Raw genomic sequence first — 16,785 nt, forward strand, 5'->3', positions numbered from 1 at the left:
CTTATCCCACCAATCCGTTCAAGTATACAAGCGTGAAGATGAAGATCCATACAACATCAAGGAAATGCCAGTATAAACCGATAATAAATACTTTACGAGCAGTAACTGGTGTTAATCCTCGTCTTACTAATTGAATAATAATACTGATTGCCCAGAATACACCGACTGTTACGTGAAGACCGTGCGTTCCAAGTAGTGTAAAGAACCCTGATAAGAAGGCACTTGTTTGCATTGTTGCACCTTCGTGAACTGCGTACATGTAAAACTCACGAATTTCGTAGAAAAGGAATCCTCCACCAAGGACAAGCGTAATAACGAACCAAACTAAAAGTCCTTTTAAATCATTATTACGCATTTTAAAGATGGCAATTCCCATCGTGAAACTACTGAATAGTAGTAACAGCGTTTCGATCATAAAATCTTTAACAACGAACAGTTCTTCTGCAGTAGGGCCACCCGCTGTACGCGTATGGTACGTTAAGTACGTTACGAACAGCGTAGAGAACAACGCGATCTCGGCACCTAAGAAAATCCAGAATCCAAGGATATTCAGGCGACTTTGTTCTTCTTGGTATTCTAACGGCAATGATTTATCTAAATGTCCTGCCATTATTTGTCACCCCCTGTAATTCCTTCAACCTTCTTGATTTCATCTACTTTTACATAGAAGCCCGGATCATAATCAAATGAACGAGCAAGCATACAAGCAAAAATACCTGCTAATCCAACGATTGCCATTGGAATCCATTCAAATACTAAGCCAAATCCACCGATAAACCAGAAAATACCTGAGATAAACGGCACACCAGAATTGCTTGGTAAGTGAATTGGTTTTAAGTCTTCTGCTTTAATTTCTGTTTCATTACGTTTTTTCATGTGCCAGAATGCATCCATTTCTTTCACATGAGGAATTACTGCAAAGTTGTAAGCTTGAACTGGTGATTTAGTCCACCACTCAAGTGTACGACCATCCCAAGGATCGTTTGCAGTGTCGCGTTTGTTTTTCCATGCACTGTATAATAAGTTAACTACTAATACGAAGAAGCCAAGACCCATTAAGAATGCACCGATTGTTGAAACTAAGTTTAATCCGTTCCAGCCAAGGTTGTCTGCATAAGTTTGCATACGACGAGTCATACCGTCTAAACCTAGGAAGAATTGTGGGAAGAAACATACGTTAAATCCAACAACAAAAATCCAGAATGAAATTTTTCCTAATTTTTCGTTCAACGTGTGACCGAAAATTTTTGGATACCAGAAGTATAAACCTGCGAAACAGCCAAACACTGTACCAGAGATTAATACATAGTGGAAGTGAGCGATTAGGAAGTAACTGTTATGATATTGATAATCGGCTGATGCCATCGCAAGCATAACCCCTGTTACCCCACCGATTACGAAGTTTGGAATAAACGCTAATGACCAAAGCATCGCAGTCGTAAATTTGATACGGCCTTTATACATTGTAAAGAGCCAGTTAAAGATTTTAACTCCGGTTGGTACGGCAATTAACATCGTTGTGATTGAGAAGAACGAGTTAACTGACGGTGAGTTACCCATTGTAAAGAAGTGATGCACCCATACAAGGTAACTTAAGAATGCGATACCGACCATTGATACAACCATTGCTTTATAACCGAATAAGTTCTTACGAGAATGTGTACTGATAACTTCTGAGAAGACACCGAATACCGGTAAAATAACGATATATACTTCAGGGTGACCCCAAATCCAGAATAAGTTAGCCCACATCATTGGAAGACCGCCGTTAGCCATTGTAAAGAAGGCTGTTCCGAATACACGGTCAAGTGTCATAAGTGCAAGCGCTACTGTTAATACAGGGAACGCGAAAATGATAATAATTGATGTGATGAAGATTGACCAAGTAAACATTGGCATTTTCATCATTGTCATGCCAGGAGCACGCATTTTTAAAATTGTTACAAAGAAGTTGATACCAGTCATTAATGTACCAGCACCAGCAATCTGTAGTGAAACGGCATAGAAGTTATTTCCGATGCCCTCACTGAATTCTTTACCTGCAAGCGGGAAGTAACTTGTCCAACCTGCATCAGGAGCTCCTCCGATTACGAAAGAAAGGTTAAATAGCATTGCTCCCATAAAGAATGTCCAGAAACTAATTGCGTTTAAGAACGGATATGCTACGTCACGCGCACCAATTTGTAATGGAACGATTACGTTCATTAGTCCGATAATAAATGGCATTGCCATGAATAAGATCATGATAACACCGTGAGCCGTGAAGACTCCGTTGTAGTGATGTTCATCTAAAATGTTCATACCCGGGAATGCAAGCTGCATACGCATCATGATTCCATCGATTCCGCCGCGGAAAAGCATTAATACAGCTGAAAGGATGTACATGACACCGAGTCTTTTATGGTCAACTGTTGTTAACCATTCTGTCCATAACCATTTCCATTTCTTGAAATATGTTAAGACAAAAACGATACCGATGACCGTCATAGCGATTGCTGCATCAGCAGCGTAAATCATAGGTTCGCCAGTGACGAAAAATTCATCTAGCTTCATTATGTCTTCCCCCAATCATTACGTTATTTAGTGTAATAAATGAATGTTATTCATGATTTGAGTGATCCATGTTTTCCATTTCTTCATTACTCGTTTTTTCGTCTTCTTTCATCTTGCTGTGATCATGTCCTGTACCACGTTCTAGCTCTTTGCCAGGAATGTATACATCTTTTGCATGGTCAATCCATTTTAAATGTGTACCGTTGTAAGTTTGACGACCAACAACGCCTGGGCTTAGGATTTGATCATATTTCTTTTCAGTCAGTTTACCAGCTGTGCCTTTTACGTCGCTAACCCACTCTTTGAAGTCTTTGTCCGTTTGAGCCTGAACTTCGAACTGCATTTGAGTGAAATGTTCACCAGAGAAGTTAGCACTACGTCCCATATAAGAACCAGGCTTATCAGCTTCTAAGTATAATGGCATTGACATGTTGTTCATCGAATATTTTTGTCCGCCAAGTTCTGGTACCCAGAATGAGTTCATAGGCCCTTGAGCTGTTAACTCAAATTTCACTGGCGTATCCGCTGGAATGTTTACGTAGTTAACCGTCTCGATATTTTGTTCCGGATAACTGAAAATCCATTTCCAGTTTGCAGATGTAACGTGAATCACGATTGGATCTTTATCCTTTGATTCTGCCGGTACTTCTTCTGCAGAATAGATCGCTTTAACAGTTGGCACTGCTAATAGAATTAAGATGATGATTGGGAATGCTGTCCAAATAACCTCCATCTTTAAGTTACCTTCTTGCTCAGGTGGCTCATAGTCCATGTTTTCAGGTTTTTCACGATATTTGACAAGAACAAATATAAAAATAGCAAATACGACAACAACCACGATCAACATCATCCACATAGACCAAATGATTAAATCAGATTGCGTTTTTGCAACAGGACCTTGCGGGTTCAATACAGCAAGCTTTGAACAACCGCTCAAAAATACTAGTGAAAGCGCAGATAGTAAACCTACTAGCTTCCAAAATCCTTTTTTTGGTTTCACTTAAAACTCTCCTTTCTAACAACACATGATGCGAAGCCTATATTGATGAACATTCAAAATGCGCTATCTTTCGCTAGATAACGACATTTTTATACAGACTCTCTTCCCCCTTATTTGTAGGCCACTACTATTGTAATACAAAATGACATTTTTTTCGTCCCTTTTGCTTTATTTTTTTATATTAAAAATATTCTAATATAGTGACTGTACCAATGGGGTTAGAGTGCTTCAACCTTGCGATATTCTATCACATAATTTGGTATGAATAAATGTAAATAAAAGGATCTAGCTCCCATTTCTTAACTATTTCTTTAGGAATAACTGCAAAATTAGCTTTGTACGTTTGCTTCAACATTGATATATCAATACACATCGACATAATTGAATATTTTGTGACAAATTTTCAAAGAAAATGTGACGCCTTGTATGAAACTTATTTTGCCCGTTAATTCCCCTTTACTTTGTAGCAAATATTTGATTTTTTTGCTTAAAATTCTTTCTTTCGAAAATATGAACAAAACGTGAATTTTTTTAAAAAGCTTTTTATTATAGAAAAGAGCTGCGTGTTATTCACGCAGCTCTTGATCCATAAATTCTTTAACCGTGATATCATCCCCTGCTTTATCTAGCAGCGTTGTCGTTGCTGGAAACGGATGTTTAATATGACTCGGTATCTTTTCATACAGCACAAAATAATCACTTTTTGGGACCGCGGCATCAATTGTATATGTATCGTGCACCAAAGCCGCCTTTACTCGCTCAATTTGTTTACTTCTATTTGTTCCTGTAAACAGCGCATATGTCCCTTTATTTGTATGGATATCATCATAATCCACTAAATTGCTCATTTTGGTACTGACTTCAATACGCAGGCGTTTGTTCCATCCTTGCTTCAATACGGCCATTCCTTCTTTATCACCAGGTATGGAGAATAAGGCTATGTATGTATTAGAGTGATCAACCCGTTTAAAATCTTGCAGCGTAATCCTTGCAGAACCATCAATACTTTCTTTATGCTCCCAATTTCGCAAATGCTGCTGCACACTTGCAGCATTGTTTTCAATCGGATATCGAATCATCTCATACGCAACAATTACAACCGCTATACAAATGAACAGAAATAGCAACCGCTTTATCTTTCGCACATCTATTCACCTTCCTTAGCTTACTCCCCTTTTATGTAATTGCCTAAATTATAACTTCCTATTAAACCTCTGTCTATGCACTAGGAGAACTACGTTTTTTTTTACCACAAAAGGGATTTTTCAAACCTTTTGTCATAAAAATACGCTAAAAGACTCAGTAGCTGTTGAACCAAAAGAAACCGATCCCTGCCCCCTTCTCGTCTTCATAACAAAAAAAGATACCCGTTTTGACACAGGTATCTTTCAGCTTATATATCACAGCTTTCCAAAAGGAAACCCTATAAAGGGTCATTTGCTGTTCTTTTTATTACACACATCTTTCCGCACACATGTATCCCTTGACCTGATACCCATGCTTTTTGAGCTGCCGAATGCTTAAATTTCGGGAAATGCTGTCAGGAACAATTACGACCACTTCTTTATATGGAATTTCTGCATGCTGTCTCTCTAAATAAGGAAGCGGAATATGGATTGCTTTTTGACAGGGGTTTTGTTTCATTTCATGAAAATGACGAACATCTACATACGAAATTGTTGTAGAAGCACAGTCGACGGTCGTCACTTTCTTTATTCCCTGCACCGGCACATAGCGTTTATAAAAACTGTAACAAATTAATAAAAGTAAAATACCTATGCTCATATATAGTATCGCCATGTTTTCCTCCCAATTAATTTCTATACCCCTGTATGTATACTATATTCAAAAGAAAGAATCAACACAGAAGCACTCTATCTCATTTCTCTCTGAAAGAAAAATGGTCTTTTTACACTTTATTATGAAACCACAATAAAGTGACGAAATCAATCATTATTTATTTTGATTTTTCAAAAGATTTAAATACTAGTAAACAGATCGTTTTTTCTTATTATAATGAAGAAACGCAGAATTTTTATTTTCATTTCCCCTTTTCTTTCCCGTTAAAACTGAGGTTCGCTTATGAGTAATACATTAGAACCAATGTTGCACAAACGTCAGAAAAATGATTCTAAAAGTGAAGGATGCGAGATAGGATAGTATGAACACGTGAAGGGAGAGATATGATGTTTGATTTGTACTATGTTGTATTATTTACAGATCAAGGTGAGGTAGCAGGCACCTGCCCCATCTATATAAGTCCCGAAGAAGACGTTGAAAAAGAACTGTTAAAAAATATCACTTTGCATAAACAAAGGCTGCAGTCAAAAAAAGAAAAAGTGTTTTATTTTGACCGGGATAAAGAGGATATGACGGATTTATCAGGTCACTATGCACACATCCTTACATTTGCTAACAACGACAGTCAAATTGCAAAATGGCTGGAAGAAGCACATGAGAAGCTGTGCAAAGCCGGGGAACTTTTTGTGGAGAACGGTTATTTTCAAAGCGTTTTTATGCAATATATTAATCAAAAAAACAATGTTTTAGAAAATTATTCGTACGAAGTTTGTGAGAAATCCGTAAAATTCATCTATCAAGCGAGAGACTATATTGTAATTGGCTCAGAAAAATATGAGTTAACTTAAAAATGCGATACACACAAAAAAGGAAAGCTTCGGAAACGAAAGCTTTCCTTTTTTAGATTAATCTCCATCAAGGTTTGCCCGACAATTATTATGAGACAAAGAGGTACTTTGTGCTTCATGCTGTTTTTTCTCACCCTGCATTGTCATATCATCTTTTTCCGTTCTTTCTTTAGCGATGTGTTTAGTTTTATTTCCTTGGTTTAATGTCATGTTCATTCCCCTTTCTGGTGGATATAGTGTATGAAAATAACTCACACGCCATAAGAGGAAATGATATGAAAAAGCCCCTCTTAAATTGAGTGAGCTTTCTGCCTAAAACTGCTTTTCCTTTTATTGCTGAATCCGCATGAAAGGATATTCTCTATTTTAAATGTTCGTTTCTCGTTCCTTAGTAAGCACCAAGCTTTTACGCTCTGAGGATAAATTTTATACACAATAATAAATCGCTGTGTCAAACATCCTTTATCGTCCATATAAATAATTTCAACAGGTCGTTTTGAAGAGTAGCTTTCTTGAAGTAGCTGTCGCATAGAATTCGCTCCTTTAATTTTTAGTTTATCGAACGTATGTTCTTTTTTCAAGTGTTTTAAACTGAATAATTCTTTAGCTTTTACAGCTTAAAACGGGGAAAAGCATGGGGAAAATAATAAAAATCATACAAATATTAGGTAATTGTGATATGGTAAAAGGGATTACTTAAGTTGGGAGAGGTGCATGATGGAAAGTAACATACTTAAATGGATCCCCGTTCCTTACTTTCAATTAAATCAAGAAGGTGAAATCCTTCATTTTTCTAGTCAAGCACATTCTTATTTTTCTTCAGTCTCCAGTCTGTGGAGCATTATTCATAAAGACGACCGGAAACAGGCAATGTGGATGCTGTCACAGCACTCCTCATCTAACCCCATCATCAGGCATTTGCGTTTGAGAACGACCGATGATACATTTGTGAATTTTAAATGCACGATTCATTGGAAAAATGGTGTAGGGCATTTAGTATGTACCGAAAAGAAGAATGTCAAGGATCCGTTAGATGTTGTATTATCTGCTCAATCCTATTTAGAAAACTCGGACAAACGATTAAAAGAGTCGGACAAGGTGTTAAATAATTCAGCAGATTTATTATTTAACCGATTAAAACGCTAATTAAGTAAACAAAGTCTAAGCTATATTCCATTATTTCTATCATTTTTAAAATCATTAAAAGGCTACCTACAGGGGTGGCTTTTTGTTTTGGCCTGCATGTAAAGTCATTCTCTTTTCGCCCGCACCATTTAGTACAGAGTACATACACTAATAGGCATACTTTCTATATTTATGTTTTGCTCAGAAAAAAATTCCGAATAATCAATAAATGTTTGAACATTTTTTAAAATTGACATATATTATAAACAAACAATCATTTGAATGTTTGAATGAAGGAGGAAATCATGCCAAAAGACCGCTGTGATATTTATTGTTTTAATGAAGAAAAAGTAAATCGTATTAAGCCTGCTATCGATGCCGAAGCTGTTCAAGGTGTTTCTGCCCTGTTCAAAGCGTTAGGAGATGAAACGAGGCTTAAAATCGTCTTGGCTCTGTATAAAGGCGAGGAATTATGTGTATGTGACGTAGCCAATATTGTAGGCTCTACAGTTGCGACTGCTTCTCATCACTTAAGACTGCTGCGTAATATAGGAATTGCCAATTATCGCAAAGAAGGAAAGTTAGCTTTTTATTCTTTAAGGGATGCACATATTAAACAAGTAATTGATATCATGTTTGCTAAAAAAGAAGACGTAACCATTTAAGTTTTTCTTACCGTATAGGGAGTGGGACACAATGAAACACGAAGATAAAAAAAATCATCAGCATACCGGAAGCTGCTGCAGCGGATCTTCTTCACCAGAAATTGAAAGCAAGACCTGCTGCTCCTCTTCTTCAGAAGCCGCATCTACTGAAGAGCCTTCTTCCTGCGGCACAAAGAGTCATGAACACAGTCACAGCTGCTGTTCAGATACGATTGCGTTAACGACCGACAAAGGCCAGCATTCTTGTTGCAGTGATCACGATATAGTATCAGGCGACAGTGACATAGAAGAAACGGCTGAATACCGCGTATATGGAATGGATTGTCCTTCCTGCGCCGCGACGATTGAAAAAAGTTTAAAAACATTAAACGATATTCAACACGTAACCCTCAACTATAATACAGGGAAGCTCCAGGTAGCGGCGGCAAGTGAGTCAGCTCTGTTACTCATTCCAAGCTCAGTAGAAAAACTAGGGTTTAACATTGAGACTATCCAATCAAATAAAAAAATGAAAACGTATTTGATTGAAGGAATGGACTGCGTGGCTTGTGCGAATACAATTGTGAATCATTTAAAAACAGTTCCTGCTGTCAAAGATGTACGCGTTAACTTTTCAACGGGAAAAGCACAAATTGAGCACGATAACGAAGCGGATGACATTATTAAAGAAGTATCTAAAGCTGGGTATACCGCTACTTTAGTAACCAGCAGCAGGCAGTCTGCTGAGTCGCGGCACCATAAAGGCCAAAATGGACCGATTGTTTTTTCGGGTATTCTCATCGCATTAGGTTTTATCGGTTCTCATACAGGAATTGCTTCTTATATGACAACTGTACTCTACGCTATTGCCATGATTGTTAGCGGATATAAACCGGCTAAAAGTGCTTATTACGGAATTAAAAGCCGTTCTTTAGACATGAATGTTTTAATGACCGTTGCAGCACTTGGAGCAGCTGTTATTGGTGAGTGGCTTGAAGGTGCTACGGTCGTTTGGCTATTTGCTTTAGGTGTTGCTCTACAAACAAGGTCGATTGAACAAACAAGAAACTCCATACGAGGTTTGATGGATTTAGCTCCTTCTGAAGCATGGGTGAAAGAAAACGGCCAGCTGATTAAAAAAGCAGCGGAAGATATTTCAATCGGCACTACGATTGTCGTAAAGCCAGGAGACCGAATTCCGCTAGATGGTGAAATTATAAACGGCGAATCCAGTATCAACCAAGCTCCTATTACAGGTGAATCTATTCCAGTTGATAAAGTAATCGGTGATGCTGTTTATGCAGGCACCATTAACGAAAGCGGATCGTTAGAAATTAAGGTAACAAAGCTAGTCGAAGATACGACTATTTCTAAAATTATTCATTTAGTGGAAGAAGCACAGGAGAAAAAAGCGCCTACTCAAGCATTTGTTGATAAATTTGCAACCATTTACACGCCTATCGTCTTTATTTTAGCTTTATTCATTATGGTCATCCCTCCCCTGTTTGATGGTGCATGGAGTGAGTGGTTTTACAAGGGGCTTGAATTATTAGTTGTGGCTTGCCCATGCGCGCTAGTCATTTCTACTCCCGTCGCCATTGTATCTGCGATTGGAAACGCGGCGAAAAATGGCGTGCTCATTAAAGGCGGGACGTTTTTAGAAAAAGCTGGTGCAATCAATGCGATTGCTTTTGATAAAACAGGAACGCTAACAGAAGGTAAACCAGCCGTTTCAGAGGTTGTTTCCCTTGCTGCTGAAGAAAATCAGCTTTTAGCGATAACAAAAACGCTTGAAGACTATTCGAATCATCCCATTGCCCGTGCTATCGTGGATTATGCAGCGGAGAAAAAAGTCGATTCTTTACAAGGATCAAATTTTAAAATCCTTACAGGAAAAGGCGTTCAGGCAACAATTCAAGAAACGGTTTATTACGCAGGTAATGCAAAATTATTCTCAGATTTAGGAACACCTCTATCCCACTGCTGGTCTCATATTGAAAAGCTTCAAAACGAAGGTAAAACGATTATTATTGTCGGAACAGCTAAAAGTGTTCTAGGTATTATTAGCGTAGCTGATACCATCAGACATACAACCGTATCTGCTTTAGAAAGCCTCAAACAAAACGGAATGCAGCAAATTGTGATGTTAACCGGTGATAACGAGGGAACAGCTAAAATGATTGCCTCTGAGTCGCGGGTAGACCGCTATTTCGCCGATTTGCTGCCTGAAGACAAAGTAAAAGCCATACAGCAGCTTCAACATGAAGGGTATCAAACGGCTATGGTTGGAGATGGAATTAATGACGCCCCTGCCCTCGCAACTGCTGATCTTGGCATTGCAATGGGCGGTGCTGGTACTGATACGGCCATGGAAACAGCTGATATTGTTCTCATGGCAGACAATTTAGAAAAGCTTCCTCATACGATGAAGCTAAGCCGCAAAGCGTTAGCTGTCATCAAACAAAACATTTGGTTTTCTATTATTGTTAAAGTCATTGCCTTAGCCTTTATCTTCCCAGGGTGGCTTACTCTGTGGATTGCCGTTTTAAGCGATACAGGAGCAGCGCTACTTGTTATTTTAAACAGTCTTCGCTTACTCAAAATGAAAAAATAAATATAATCCATAAGCTTTCCAGCAGGCGTTGGAAAGCTTATTTTCTAGGAGGGTTTACGTGAATAACCGCTGGAATCAATTTATTTATAAGTGTTGGGCCCCTTTTTATGATGCGTTTTTTAATAATGGGATGTTTTATCAAGCCAGAAAAAAAGTCTTTCAAGACGTCCACTTTTCATCTGAACAGCGCATTTTATTTGTAGGTGTTGGAACGGGTGCAGATTTAGCTTTTATTCCTCATGAAGTAAATGTAACAGCCATCGACTATTCCAGTGAAATGCTTCAAAAAGCAAAAGATAAATACAAAAATCCATCTATAACCTTCCACCAAATGGACGCTCAGCAGCTAACATTCGACTCTTTTTCGTTTGATGTAGTTGTAGCAAGCTTAATTCTTAGCGTAGTACCTGATGCGGAGCAAGCTTTAAAAGAAATGACAAGAGTAGTAAAGCCTAAGGGAACTATCCTGATTTTTGATAAATTTGAAACTAAAAAGAAATCAGCGGCTTTTGCTAAAAAAATATTCCGCCCTTTCGTAAAATTACTAGGAACGGATATTGGGCTCTCTTTTGAACATGTGTTTGAAGCAAGCCGGGATCAGCTTATCTTAAAGGAAAATTCAAGCGTCATGTTGAAAGGTATGTATCGGAAAATTATTTTGCAGAAAGTTGATGAATGACTTCAAAGACGAATAATGTCTTTTTCACATGATGGATGTACATATCATTTTCTATCTTTAATTGAAGAAAGGATGAACATTTTGATGATGAAATCAAAGGTCATAACAGTTGTCCTTGCAGCAAGCATGGTCTCCGGCTCCGGAAACGAAAGTAAAGAAAGTTCAGGCAGCAAACGTACAGAAGCAACACAACATGAAGAACATCAGCAGCACACATTAGGTGATAAACGAGAAGAAACAAAAAATAGTGAAACTCTTCCCTCTTTTCTGAATGACAAGCCCGAAGACATGCAGCTTATTTATGCAGCCGCTGCTAAGCATCAAACCTTACTAGAAAACATTCCTTGCTACTGCGGATGTGGAGAAGAAGCTAATCATCAAAACAACTACGACTGTTTTATCTTCGAAAACAAAGGAAACGGCGCAGTGACGTGGGATGATCACGGAACAAAATGCGGCGTCTGTTTAGAAATAGCGGCTCAAGCTGTAGTAGACTACAGCAAAGGCAAAAGCATCGAAGACATTCGCCAAGAAATCGATGATAAATATAAGGAAGGCTATGCTACGCCTACTCCTACGCCCGAGGTATGATGCTTCAGTATAAAATAAAAATTAGTAAAAGACTTTGATTTCTTTATTCAAAGTCTTTTTGTCATTTTATTATTGGTTGATAAACTCTCGGTTGACCTCACCTTTTTAAGTCCTTGTAAAATGTCATAATGTAAAAATAACACATTTGGACGTTTATTTACTGAATCCTCAGGGAATATGCTTTCTAACACCCAAATATAACCATGAGAGGAGAAAAAAACTATGAGTAATTCTGTAGAAACAAATCATTCAGCAAAAGTTGAAGGAGCAATTAATTCTATGAGCGAGGAGAAAAAAGAGGATATTCTCTCTAGCTTCGAAGGATTTAAAAGTTATCTAGGGGACAAGGTCTCAAAAGGCGAAAAGTTAGGGATGAATGAGGAACAGCTGGCTAAAACAGCTCAGAAAGTAGCTGATTACCTTGCTAAGCATGAAGAGCCGCGCAATCGAGAGGAAAACCTGCTTCACGAACTGTGGAAGGTTGGAGACAAAGAACAGCAGCATCACCTTGCCCATATGCTTGTAAGATTAGTTCAATAAATAAAAAAGATGACACGCTGCCGTGTCATCTTTTTTATTTACAGATATTAAACAGCGGGAATGATAATTTGCTGACCAATTTGTAAGTTTGTAGGATCTACGCCGGGGTTTGCATCCTGCAGCTGCTGAACGGTCATGCTGTATTTTTTCGCGATGCTATAAAACGTATCTCCTGCTTGTACGGTATACGTAGTGACAGGAAGAACAATTTGCTGACCAATTTGCAGTTTTGTAGGATCTACGCCAGGATTTGCATCCTGCAGCTGCTGAACGGTGATATTATACTTCTTTGCAATGCTATAAAATGTATCTCCAGATTGAATGGTATAGAATGTAATTTGATTAGAAGGTAAGTTTAAATACTTAGCAATTCCACGCGCGTGCGCTTCTCCCACTTTCCGAAGAAACGTAGCGTTTTTTAATTTTTCAGCGTCGGCTGTCGTATCGATAAACAAGTTTTCTGTTAAAACAGCTGGCATATTTGTTTCACGCAGTACAGCGTAATTAGCCGTTTTTAAACCGCGATCTGCAATCGTCCCAAATTTCCGCATGATTGTTAAAATCTCTGTGTGCAGCTCTTTTTGTAAAAGAGAAGATTGACTTCCCTCTTGTGACGGATACCGATACGTTTCAAATCCAGTACCGCTGCCAGCATTGATGTGCATAGAAACAAAAATATCCGCTCCCCATGCATTAGCCCGGTTCGCTCGATCTGATAATGAAACAAACACATCGGTTGAACGGGTTACTTGAACATCTACGGAATAGTTATGTTCTAAATACGCCCGCGCGTGTAGTACAAGCTGCAGCGTAATATCTTTTTCACGCAAATTATTTCCTAAAGCGCCTGAATCTGTACCGCCGTGTCCTGCATCTAGCCATACTTTTTTCATGTGAACCTTTCCTTTCAATCATAATATGAAAGAACTTGTGATTAACACCGGCTTTGCCTGATGTTTTATCTCTCATTCTATATATATATGTGATTGGACAAGAAGGGTTCGTCCCCTTAAAACATTCGAGAATATTCACTCAAAAAAGCAGGATTTTGCTAGGTATTCTCTGCTGTTTTAAAGCACAAAATAAAGATGAACAAATGGGATACATGAGCTGGACTGCTTGTTACACCGCTATTGATTTACGTGCAAGACTTCGCTTTCCGCGGGCGGTGAGCCTCCTCGTCGCTTGCACTTCTGCGGGGTCTCACCTATTCCGCTTTTCCCGCAGAAGTCTTCGCCTTGCCCTCCAATCACCAGCTAGAAGCAACTACATACATGAAACCTACTTTTACTATAGACATAAAAAATCCGAACGAATTGGATTTATCGTTCGGATCTCCCTTTAAATAACCTATGTCCACGCCTTTTAATAGAGATAAAAAGCAGGTTTACCGTCGTATCTTTTGCTATTTCTCACTGAAAGCAATTTTTAAGCCAATAAGCGTAAAGATAGAGCCTTGCACAAGATTAAGCCGCTTAGACAGCGCCGGAGATTTTCGCAAAAACTCTCCTACTTTCCCTGCAAATAGACTAATTAACGTAAAAATAATCAGCGCTTGAACTAAAAACACAGCGCCGTAAACAAGCATTTGCTGTGTGGCGTGTCCGGTTGAATGATTAACAAACTGAGGTAAAAGAGCAAGAAAAAAAAGCGAAACTTTTGGATTTAGCAGATTCATAATCACTCCTTTTTTATATAGCACCTTGTACTCAACGGCTTCTTTGTTTTCAACAGCGAGAGCGGAATCTTTTGCTGTAAACGTCTTATAAGCCAGATATAATAAATAAGCTGCTCCAGCGTATTTTACAATAGCAAACGCTAAAGCCGATTGATAGATAACGGCCGATAGACCCAATGTTGCTGCAGCTATATGACCAAGCAAGCCCGTACAAAGCCCTAATGAAGTCGAGATTCCTGCATATCTACCGTTTGATATGCTTTGTGCTAAAACAAATAAGTTATCAGGTCCAGGCATAACCGTAAGCAAAGCGGCTACGCCTAAAAAAGAAGTGATTGATACGATATCCATAAGTCGTTCTCCCCCTGCATGATTTTGCCCACCATTATAGCATTTTTTACTATCTAGTATTCAAAAAAATAAAATTTATCCACAAAAGAAGAGGCTGGAACATAACTAAATCAATCTAATCTAAAGACAAACAAATTGGATACATGAGCTGGACTGCTTGTGACACCGCAGTTGATTTCCGTGCAAGGCTTCGCTTTTTCCGCGGGCGGCCGATGAGCCTCCTCGTCTCTTGCGCTCCTGCGGGGTCTCATCCCTTCCGCTTTTCCCGCAGGAGTCTTCGCCTTGTCCTCCAATCAACTGCTAGAACCAACTATACACATAAAATCTATATTCAACATAACAACAAAAAAACACGAACTACCAATCAAAAAATAATTAATAGTTCGCATTTGACTTCAACTGAAATACTTTTGTCCCAGCCTCATTTTTACTACTTATTTAATTTGTTTTTCTATGATCTGTTCTTTAGCTGAGGCAGTCTGTGCTTCCGCTGCCTTCATTTCATTATTAACATTGATTGCTTCTTTTAAATACTCGGTTTTGTATCCGCTTTTAAGTGCCCAAGCATAAAAGAAAAGTGCAACAATTGCAATCAGACCCATATCCCAGCCGTATTTAATAATATTGAGTCCCCCGAACTTTTCACTTCCTATCCAAGAGATTGTCATCATACATAATAAGTAGACAATCATCCAAACGCCAGCTCGGAAGTTTTGACCAAAGCCTTTCCATTTTGATTTTGCTTGGTAATAAAAATAAATTGGCAAACCAATTAAAATAATAAATAATACCTGTCCAGTTAACGGCCATCTTGCCCAGTAAAGAGTAAGTGAAGCAAAAATAAATCCAAGAGGCGCTATTACGTTTAACCCTTTTATACGTAAAGGTCTATAAAGATCGGTCCCCGTTTTTCTTAACGTCATAGCGGTAATAGGACCGGTAAGATATGAAATTAATGTAGCTACAGAAATAATTTCGGCTAATATTCCCCAGCCTCTAAATAAAAATAAAAAGATGAATGAGACAAATAAATTAAAGAACATGGCTTGACGCGGAACTCCGTAAAGCGGATGAACTCGTCCCAGTATATTCGGCAAATATTTATTTTTTTCCATACCATAAATCATGCGTGACGTGGTAGCTGTATACGTAATACCTGTTCCTGATGGCGATACAAAAGCATCGGCATATAAAACAATAACAAGCCAGTTAATATTTAAGGCAATCGCTAGATCGGCAAACGGCGAATTAAAGTTAAGATGACTCCATCCTTTTACGATTTCTGAAGGATTTACCGCTCCAATAAACGCAATTTGAAGCAATACATAGATCACGGTCGCAATTAAAATGGATCCTACTACCGCAATAGGAATAGAGCGTCCCGGGTTTTTCGCTTCTCCCGCCATATTAATAGGGCTTTGAAAACCGTTAAAAGCAAACACAATCCCAGACGTAGCAACAGCTGTCAAAACGCTTGCCCATCCATTTGGAGCAACGCCTCCTGCAGAGGAGAAGTTTCCTCCGTGAAACCCTGCGAATAAAAGAGCACCAATTGTAAGCCCTGGAATTACAATCTTAAAAACGGTAATAAGCGAATTAGCTTTCGAAAATAAGCCTACGGTCCAATAATTTAAAAGAAAATAAATGATTAATAGTCCTGTAGCAATAGCCAAGCCTTTTCCAGTAAGAATCCCATTTTCTACTAAACTGCCTGTCCATTTCGCCCACTCCCATGGCCATGAACTCATATATTGAACAGAAGCAACCGCTTCAACAGGAATAACCGATACGATTGCAATCCAGTTTGCCCAAGCCGCAATAAAGCCAAGAAATGAGCCGTGCGAGTATTGCGTATACTTAACCATACCTCCTGCTTCTGGAAACATAGACCCTAGTTCACTGTAAGAAAGAGCTATAAATAAAATAACAATCATTCCAATAATCCAAGAAGCAATTGCTGCCGGTCCTGCAATTTGAGCAGCTCTCCATGCCCCAAACAGCCATCCTGATCCAATAATAGATCCAAGACCGACCATCATGAGAGAAAACGTTCCCATTTTTCTATGTAAGTTATTCATGTATCTAACACCTTTCTTCTATATTTTCTGAGAAGTTAGTTATTAAGCGCTTTCATTAAATTTAAAAAATAAAATTCATGTTGAACTCTAAAAATGCTGCTTAAAAATACTGACCAAAAGCTTTTCCATTCATTCACGCGTCCCCTTTCTTCATTTATTATTTGTTATTATATCATCATCAAGTTGAAAAGTACGCGTTTTGAATAAAAAATATTTTTATTTTTAGAATTTTGTACGTTTTCTCAATTAAAAGTGCGCGATTTGAACACTAACATTCATAAGAG

Annotated in this window: 17 protein-coding genes and 1 pseudogene; 7 read left to right on the plus strand and 11 right to left on the minus strand. The window is 38.4% G+C overall.

All coding sequences use genetic code 11. The annotated features are described in order from the left end of the window. Position 1 precedes the first annotated feature (1 nt). The 5 genes from qoxC to JNUCC25_RS15740 all read right to left on the minus strand — a co-directional run bounded on the left by qoxC (position 2) and on the right by JNUCC25_RS15740 (position 5,353). The gene (gene qoxC, locus JNUCC25_RS15720) at positions 2-610 is read right to left on the minus strand and encodes a cytochrome aa3 quinol oxidase subunit III (protein WP_013057825.1); all 609 of its coding nucleotides are present in this window, start codon (positions 608-610) and stop codon (positions 2-4) included. Beyond that, the gene (gene qoxB, locus JNUCC25_RS15725) at positions 610-2,553 is read right to left on the minus strand and encodes a cytochrome aa3 quinol oxidase subunit I (RefSeq protein ID WP_013083896.1); all 1,944 of its coding nucleotides are present in this window, start codon (positions 2,551-2,553) and stop codon (positions 610-612) included. Before qoxB ends, qoxC begins: the two co-directional genes overlap by 1 nt. Before the next feature lie 46 nt (positions 2,554-2,599). Next, complete coding sequence (gene qoxA, locus JNUCC25_RS15730; protein WP_013057827.1) at positions 2,600-3,553, minus strand: cytochrome aa3 quinol oxidase subunit II; 954 nt, start codon at positions 3,551-3,553, stop codon at positions 2,600-2,602. Between the two features lie 566 nt (positions 3,554-4,119). After that, positions 4,120-4,698, minus strand: a complete 579-nt coding sequence (locus tag JNUCC25_RS15735) for a hypothetical protein (protein ID WP_013057828.1) — start codon at positions 4,696-4,698, stop codon at positions 4,120-4,122. A 307-nt stretch (positions 4,699-5,005) separates the two neighbouring features. Further along, positions 5,006-5,353: a rhodanese-like domain-containing protein gene (locus tag JNUCC25_RS15740; protein ID WP_013057829.1), complete on the minus strand. Its 348-nt coding sequence runs from the start codon at positions 5,351-5,353 to the stop codon at positions 5,006-5,008. Positions 5,354-5,736: 383 nt separating this feature from the next. Between JNUCC25_RS15740 and JNUCC25_RS15745 the strand changes: the two genes are divergently transcribed. After that, complete coding sequence (locus JNUCC25_RS15745; RefSeq protein WP_231101752.1) at positions 5,737-6,201, plus strand: hypothetical protein; 465 nt, start codon at positions 5,737-5,739, stop codon at positions 6,199-6,201. A 57-nt stretch (positions 6,202-6,258) separates the two neighbouring features. On the opposite strand, the gene JNUCC25_RS15750 is transcribed toward JNUCC25_RS15745, so the two are convergent. After that, positions 6,259-6,411, minus strand: a complete 153-nt coding sequence (locus JNUCC25_RS15750; protein WP_454222115.1) for a hypothetical protein — start codon at positions 6,409-6,411, stop codon at positions 6,259-6,261. 507 nt (positions 6,412-6,918) lie between these two features. On the opposite strand from JNUCC25_RS15750, the gene JNUCC25_RS15755 reads away from it, so the two are divergent. The 6 genes from JNUCC25_RS15755 (at position 6,919) to JNUCC25_RS15780 (ending at position 12,394) form a co-directional block, all read left to right on the plus strand. Then, positions 6,919-7,347: a PAS domain-containing protein gene (locus JNUCC25_RS15755; protein ID WP_016764794.1), complete on the plus strand. Its 429-nt coding sequence runs from the start codon at positions 6,919-6,921 to the stop codon at positions 7,345-7,347. 284 nt (positions 7,348-7,631) lie between these two features. Then, positions 7,632-7,991 carry an ArsR/SmtB family transcription factor gene (locus JNUCC25_RS15760; protein WP_013057833.1) on the plus strand — a complete coding sequence of 120 codons (360 nt, stop codon included), beginning with the start codon at positions 7,632-7,634 and terminating at the stop codon, positions 7,989-7,991. A 31-nt stretch (positions 7,992-8,022) separates the two neighbouring features. After that, a complete protein-coding gene (locus JNUCC25_RS15765; protein ID WP_454222117.1) occupies positions 8,023-10,584 on the plus strand; it encodes a heavy metal translocating P-type ATPase in 2,562 nt (853 codons plus the stop codon). A 58-nt stretch (positions 10,585-10,642) separates the two neighbouring features. Next, positions 10,643-11,263, plus strand: coding sequence for a class I SAM-dependent methyltransferase (locus JNUCC25_RS15770; RefSeq protein ID WP_013057835.1), 621 nt, complete (start codon positions 10,643-10,645; stop codon positions 11,261-11,263). A gap of 84 nt (positions 11,264-11,347) precedes the next feature. Beyond that, a complete protein-coding gene (locus JNUCC25_RS15775) occupies positions 11,348-11,854 on the plus strand; it encodes a PCYCGC motif-containing (lipo)protein (RefSeq protein ID WP_029322794.1) in 507 nt (168 codons plus the stop codon). A 222-nt stretch (positions 11,855-12,076) separates the two neighbouring features. Further along, complete coding sequence (locus JNUCC25_RS15780; RefSeq protein WP_013083905.1) at positions 12,077-12,394, plus strand: DUF3243 domain-containing protein; 318 nt, start codon at positions 12,077-12,079, stop codon at positions 12,392-12,394. A 47-nt stretch (positions 12,395-12,441) separates the two neighbouring features. On the opposite strand, the gene JNUCC25_RS15785 is transcribed toward JNUCC25_RS15780, so the two are convergent. The 5 genes and pseudogenes from JNUCC25_RS15785 to JNUCC25_RS15805 form a co-directional block, all read right to left on the minus strand. Continuing rightward, complete coding sequence (locus JNUCC25_RS15785) at positions 12,442-13,287, minus strand: N-acetylmuramoyl-L-alanine amidase family protein (protein WP_029322797.1); 846 nt, start codon at positions 13,285-13,287, stop codon at positions 12,442-12,444. Between the two features lie 237 nt (positions 13,288-13,524). After that, positions 13,525-13,647 carry a hypothetical protein gene (locus tag JNUCC25_RS15790; protein ID WP_255294387.1) on the minus strand — a complete coding sequence of 41 codons (123 nt, stop codon included), beginning with the start codon at positions 13,645-13,647 and terminating at the stop codon, positions 13,525-13,527. A gap of 152 nt (positions 13,648-13,799) precedes the next feature. Next, positions 13,800-14,423 carry a LysE family translocator gene (locus JNUCC25_RS15795; RefSeq protein WP_013057840.1) on the minus strand — a complete coding sequence of 208 codons (624 nt, stop codon included), beginning with the start codon at positions 14,421-14,423 and terminating at the stop codon, positions 13,800-13,802. Between the two features lie 115 nt (positions 14,424-14,538). Continuing rightward, positions 14,539-14,720, minus strand: a pseudogene (locus tag JNUCC25_RS15800) (hypothetical protein). Positions 14,721-14,857: 137 nt separating this feature from the next. Beyond that, positions 14,858-16,501: an APC family permease gene (locus JNUCC25_RS15805; protein WP_029322799.1), complete on the minus strand. Its 1,644-nt coding sequence runs from the start codon at positions 16,499-16,501 to the stop codon at positions 14,858-14,860. Positions 16,502-16,785: the final 284 nt, after the last annotated feature.

Source organism: Priestia sp. JNUCC 25, from assembly GCF_053667915.1.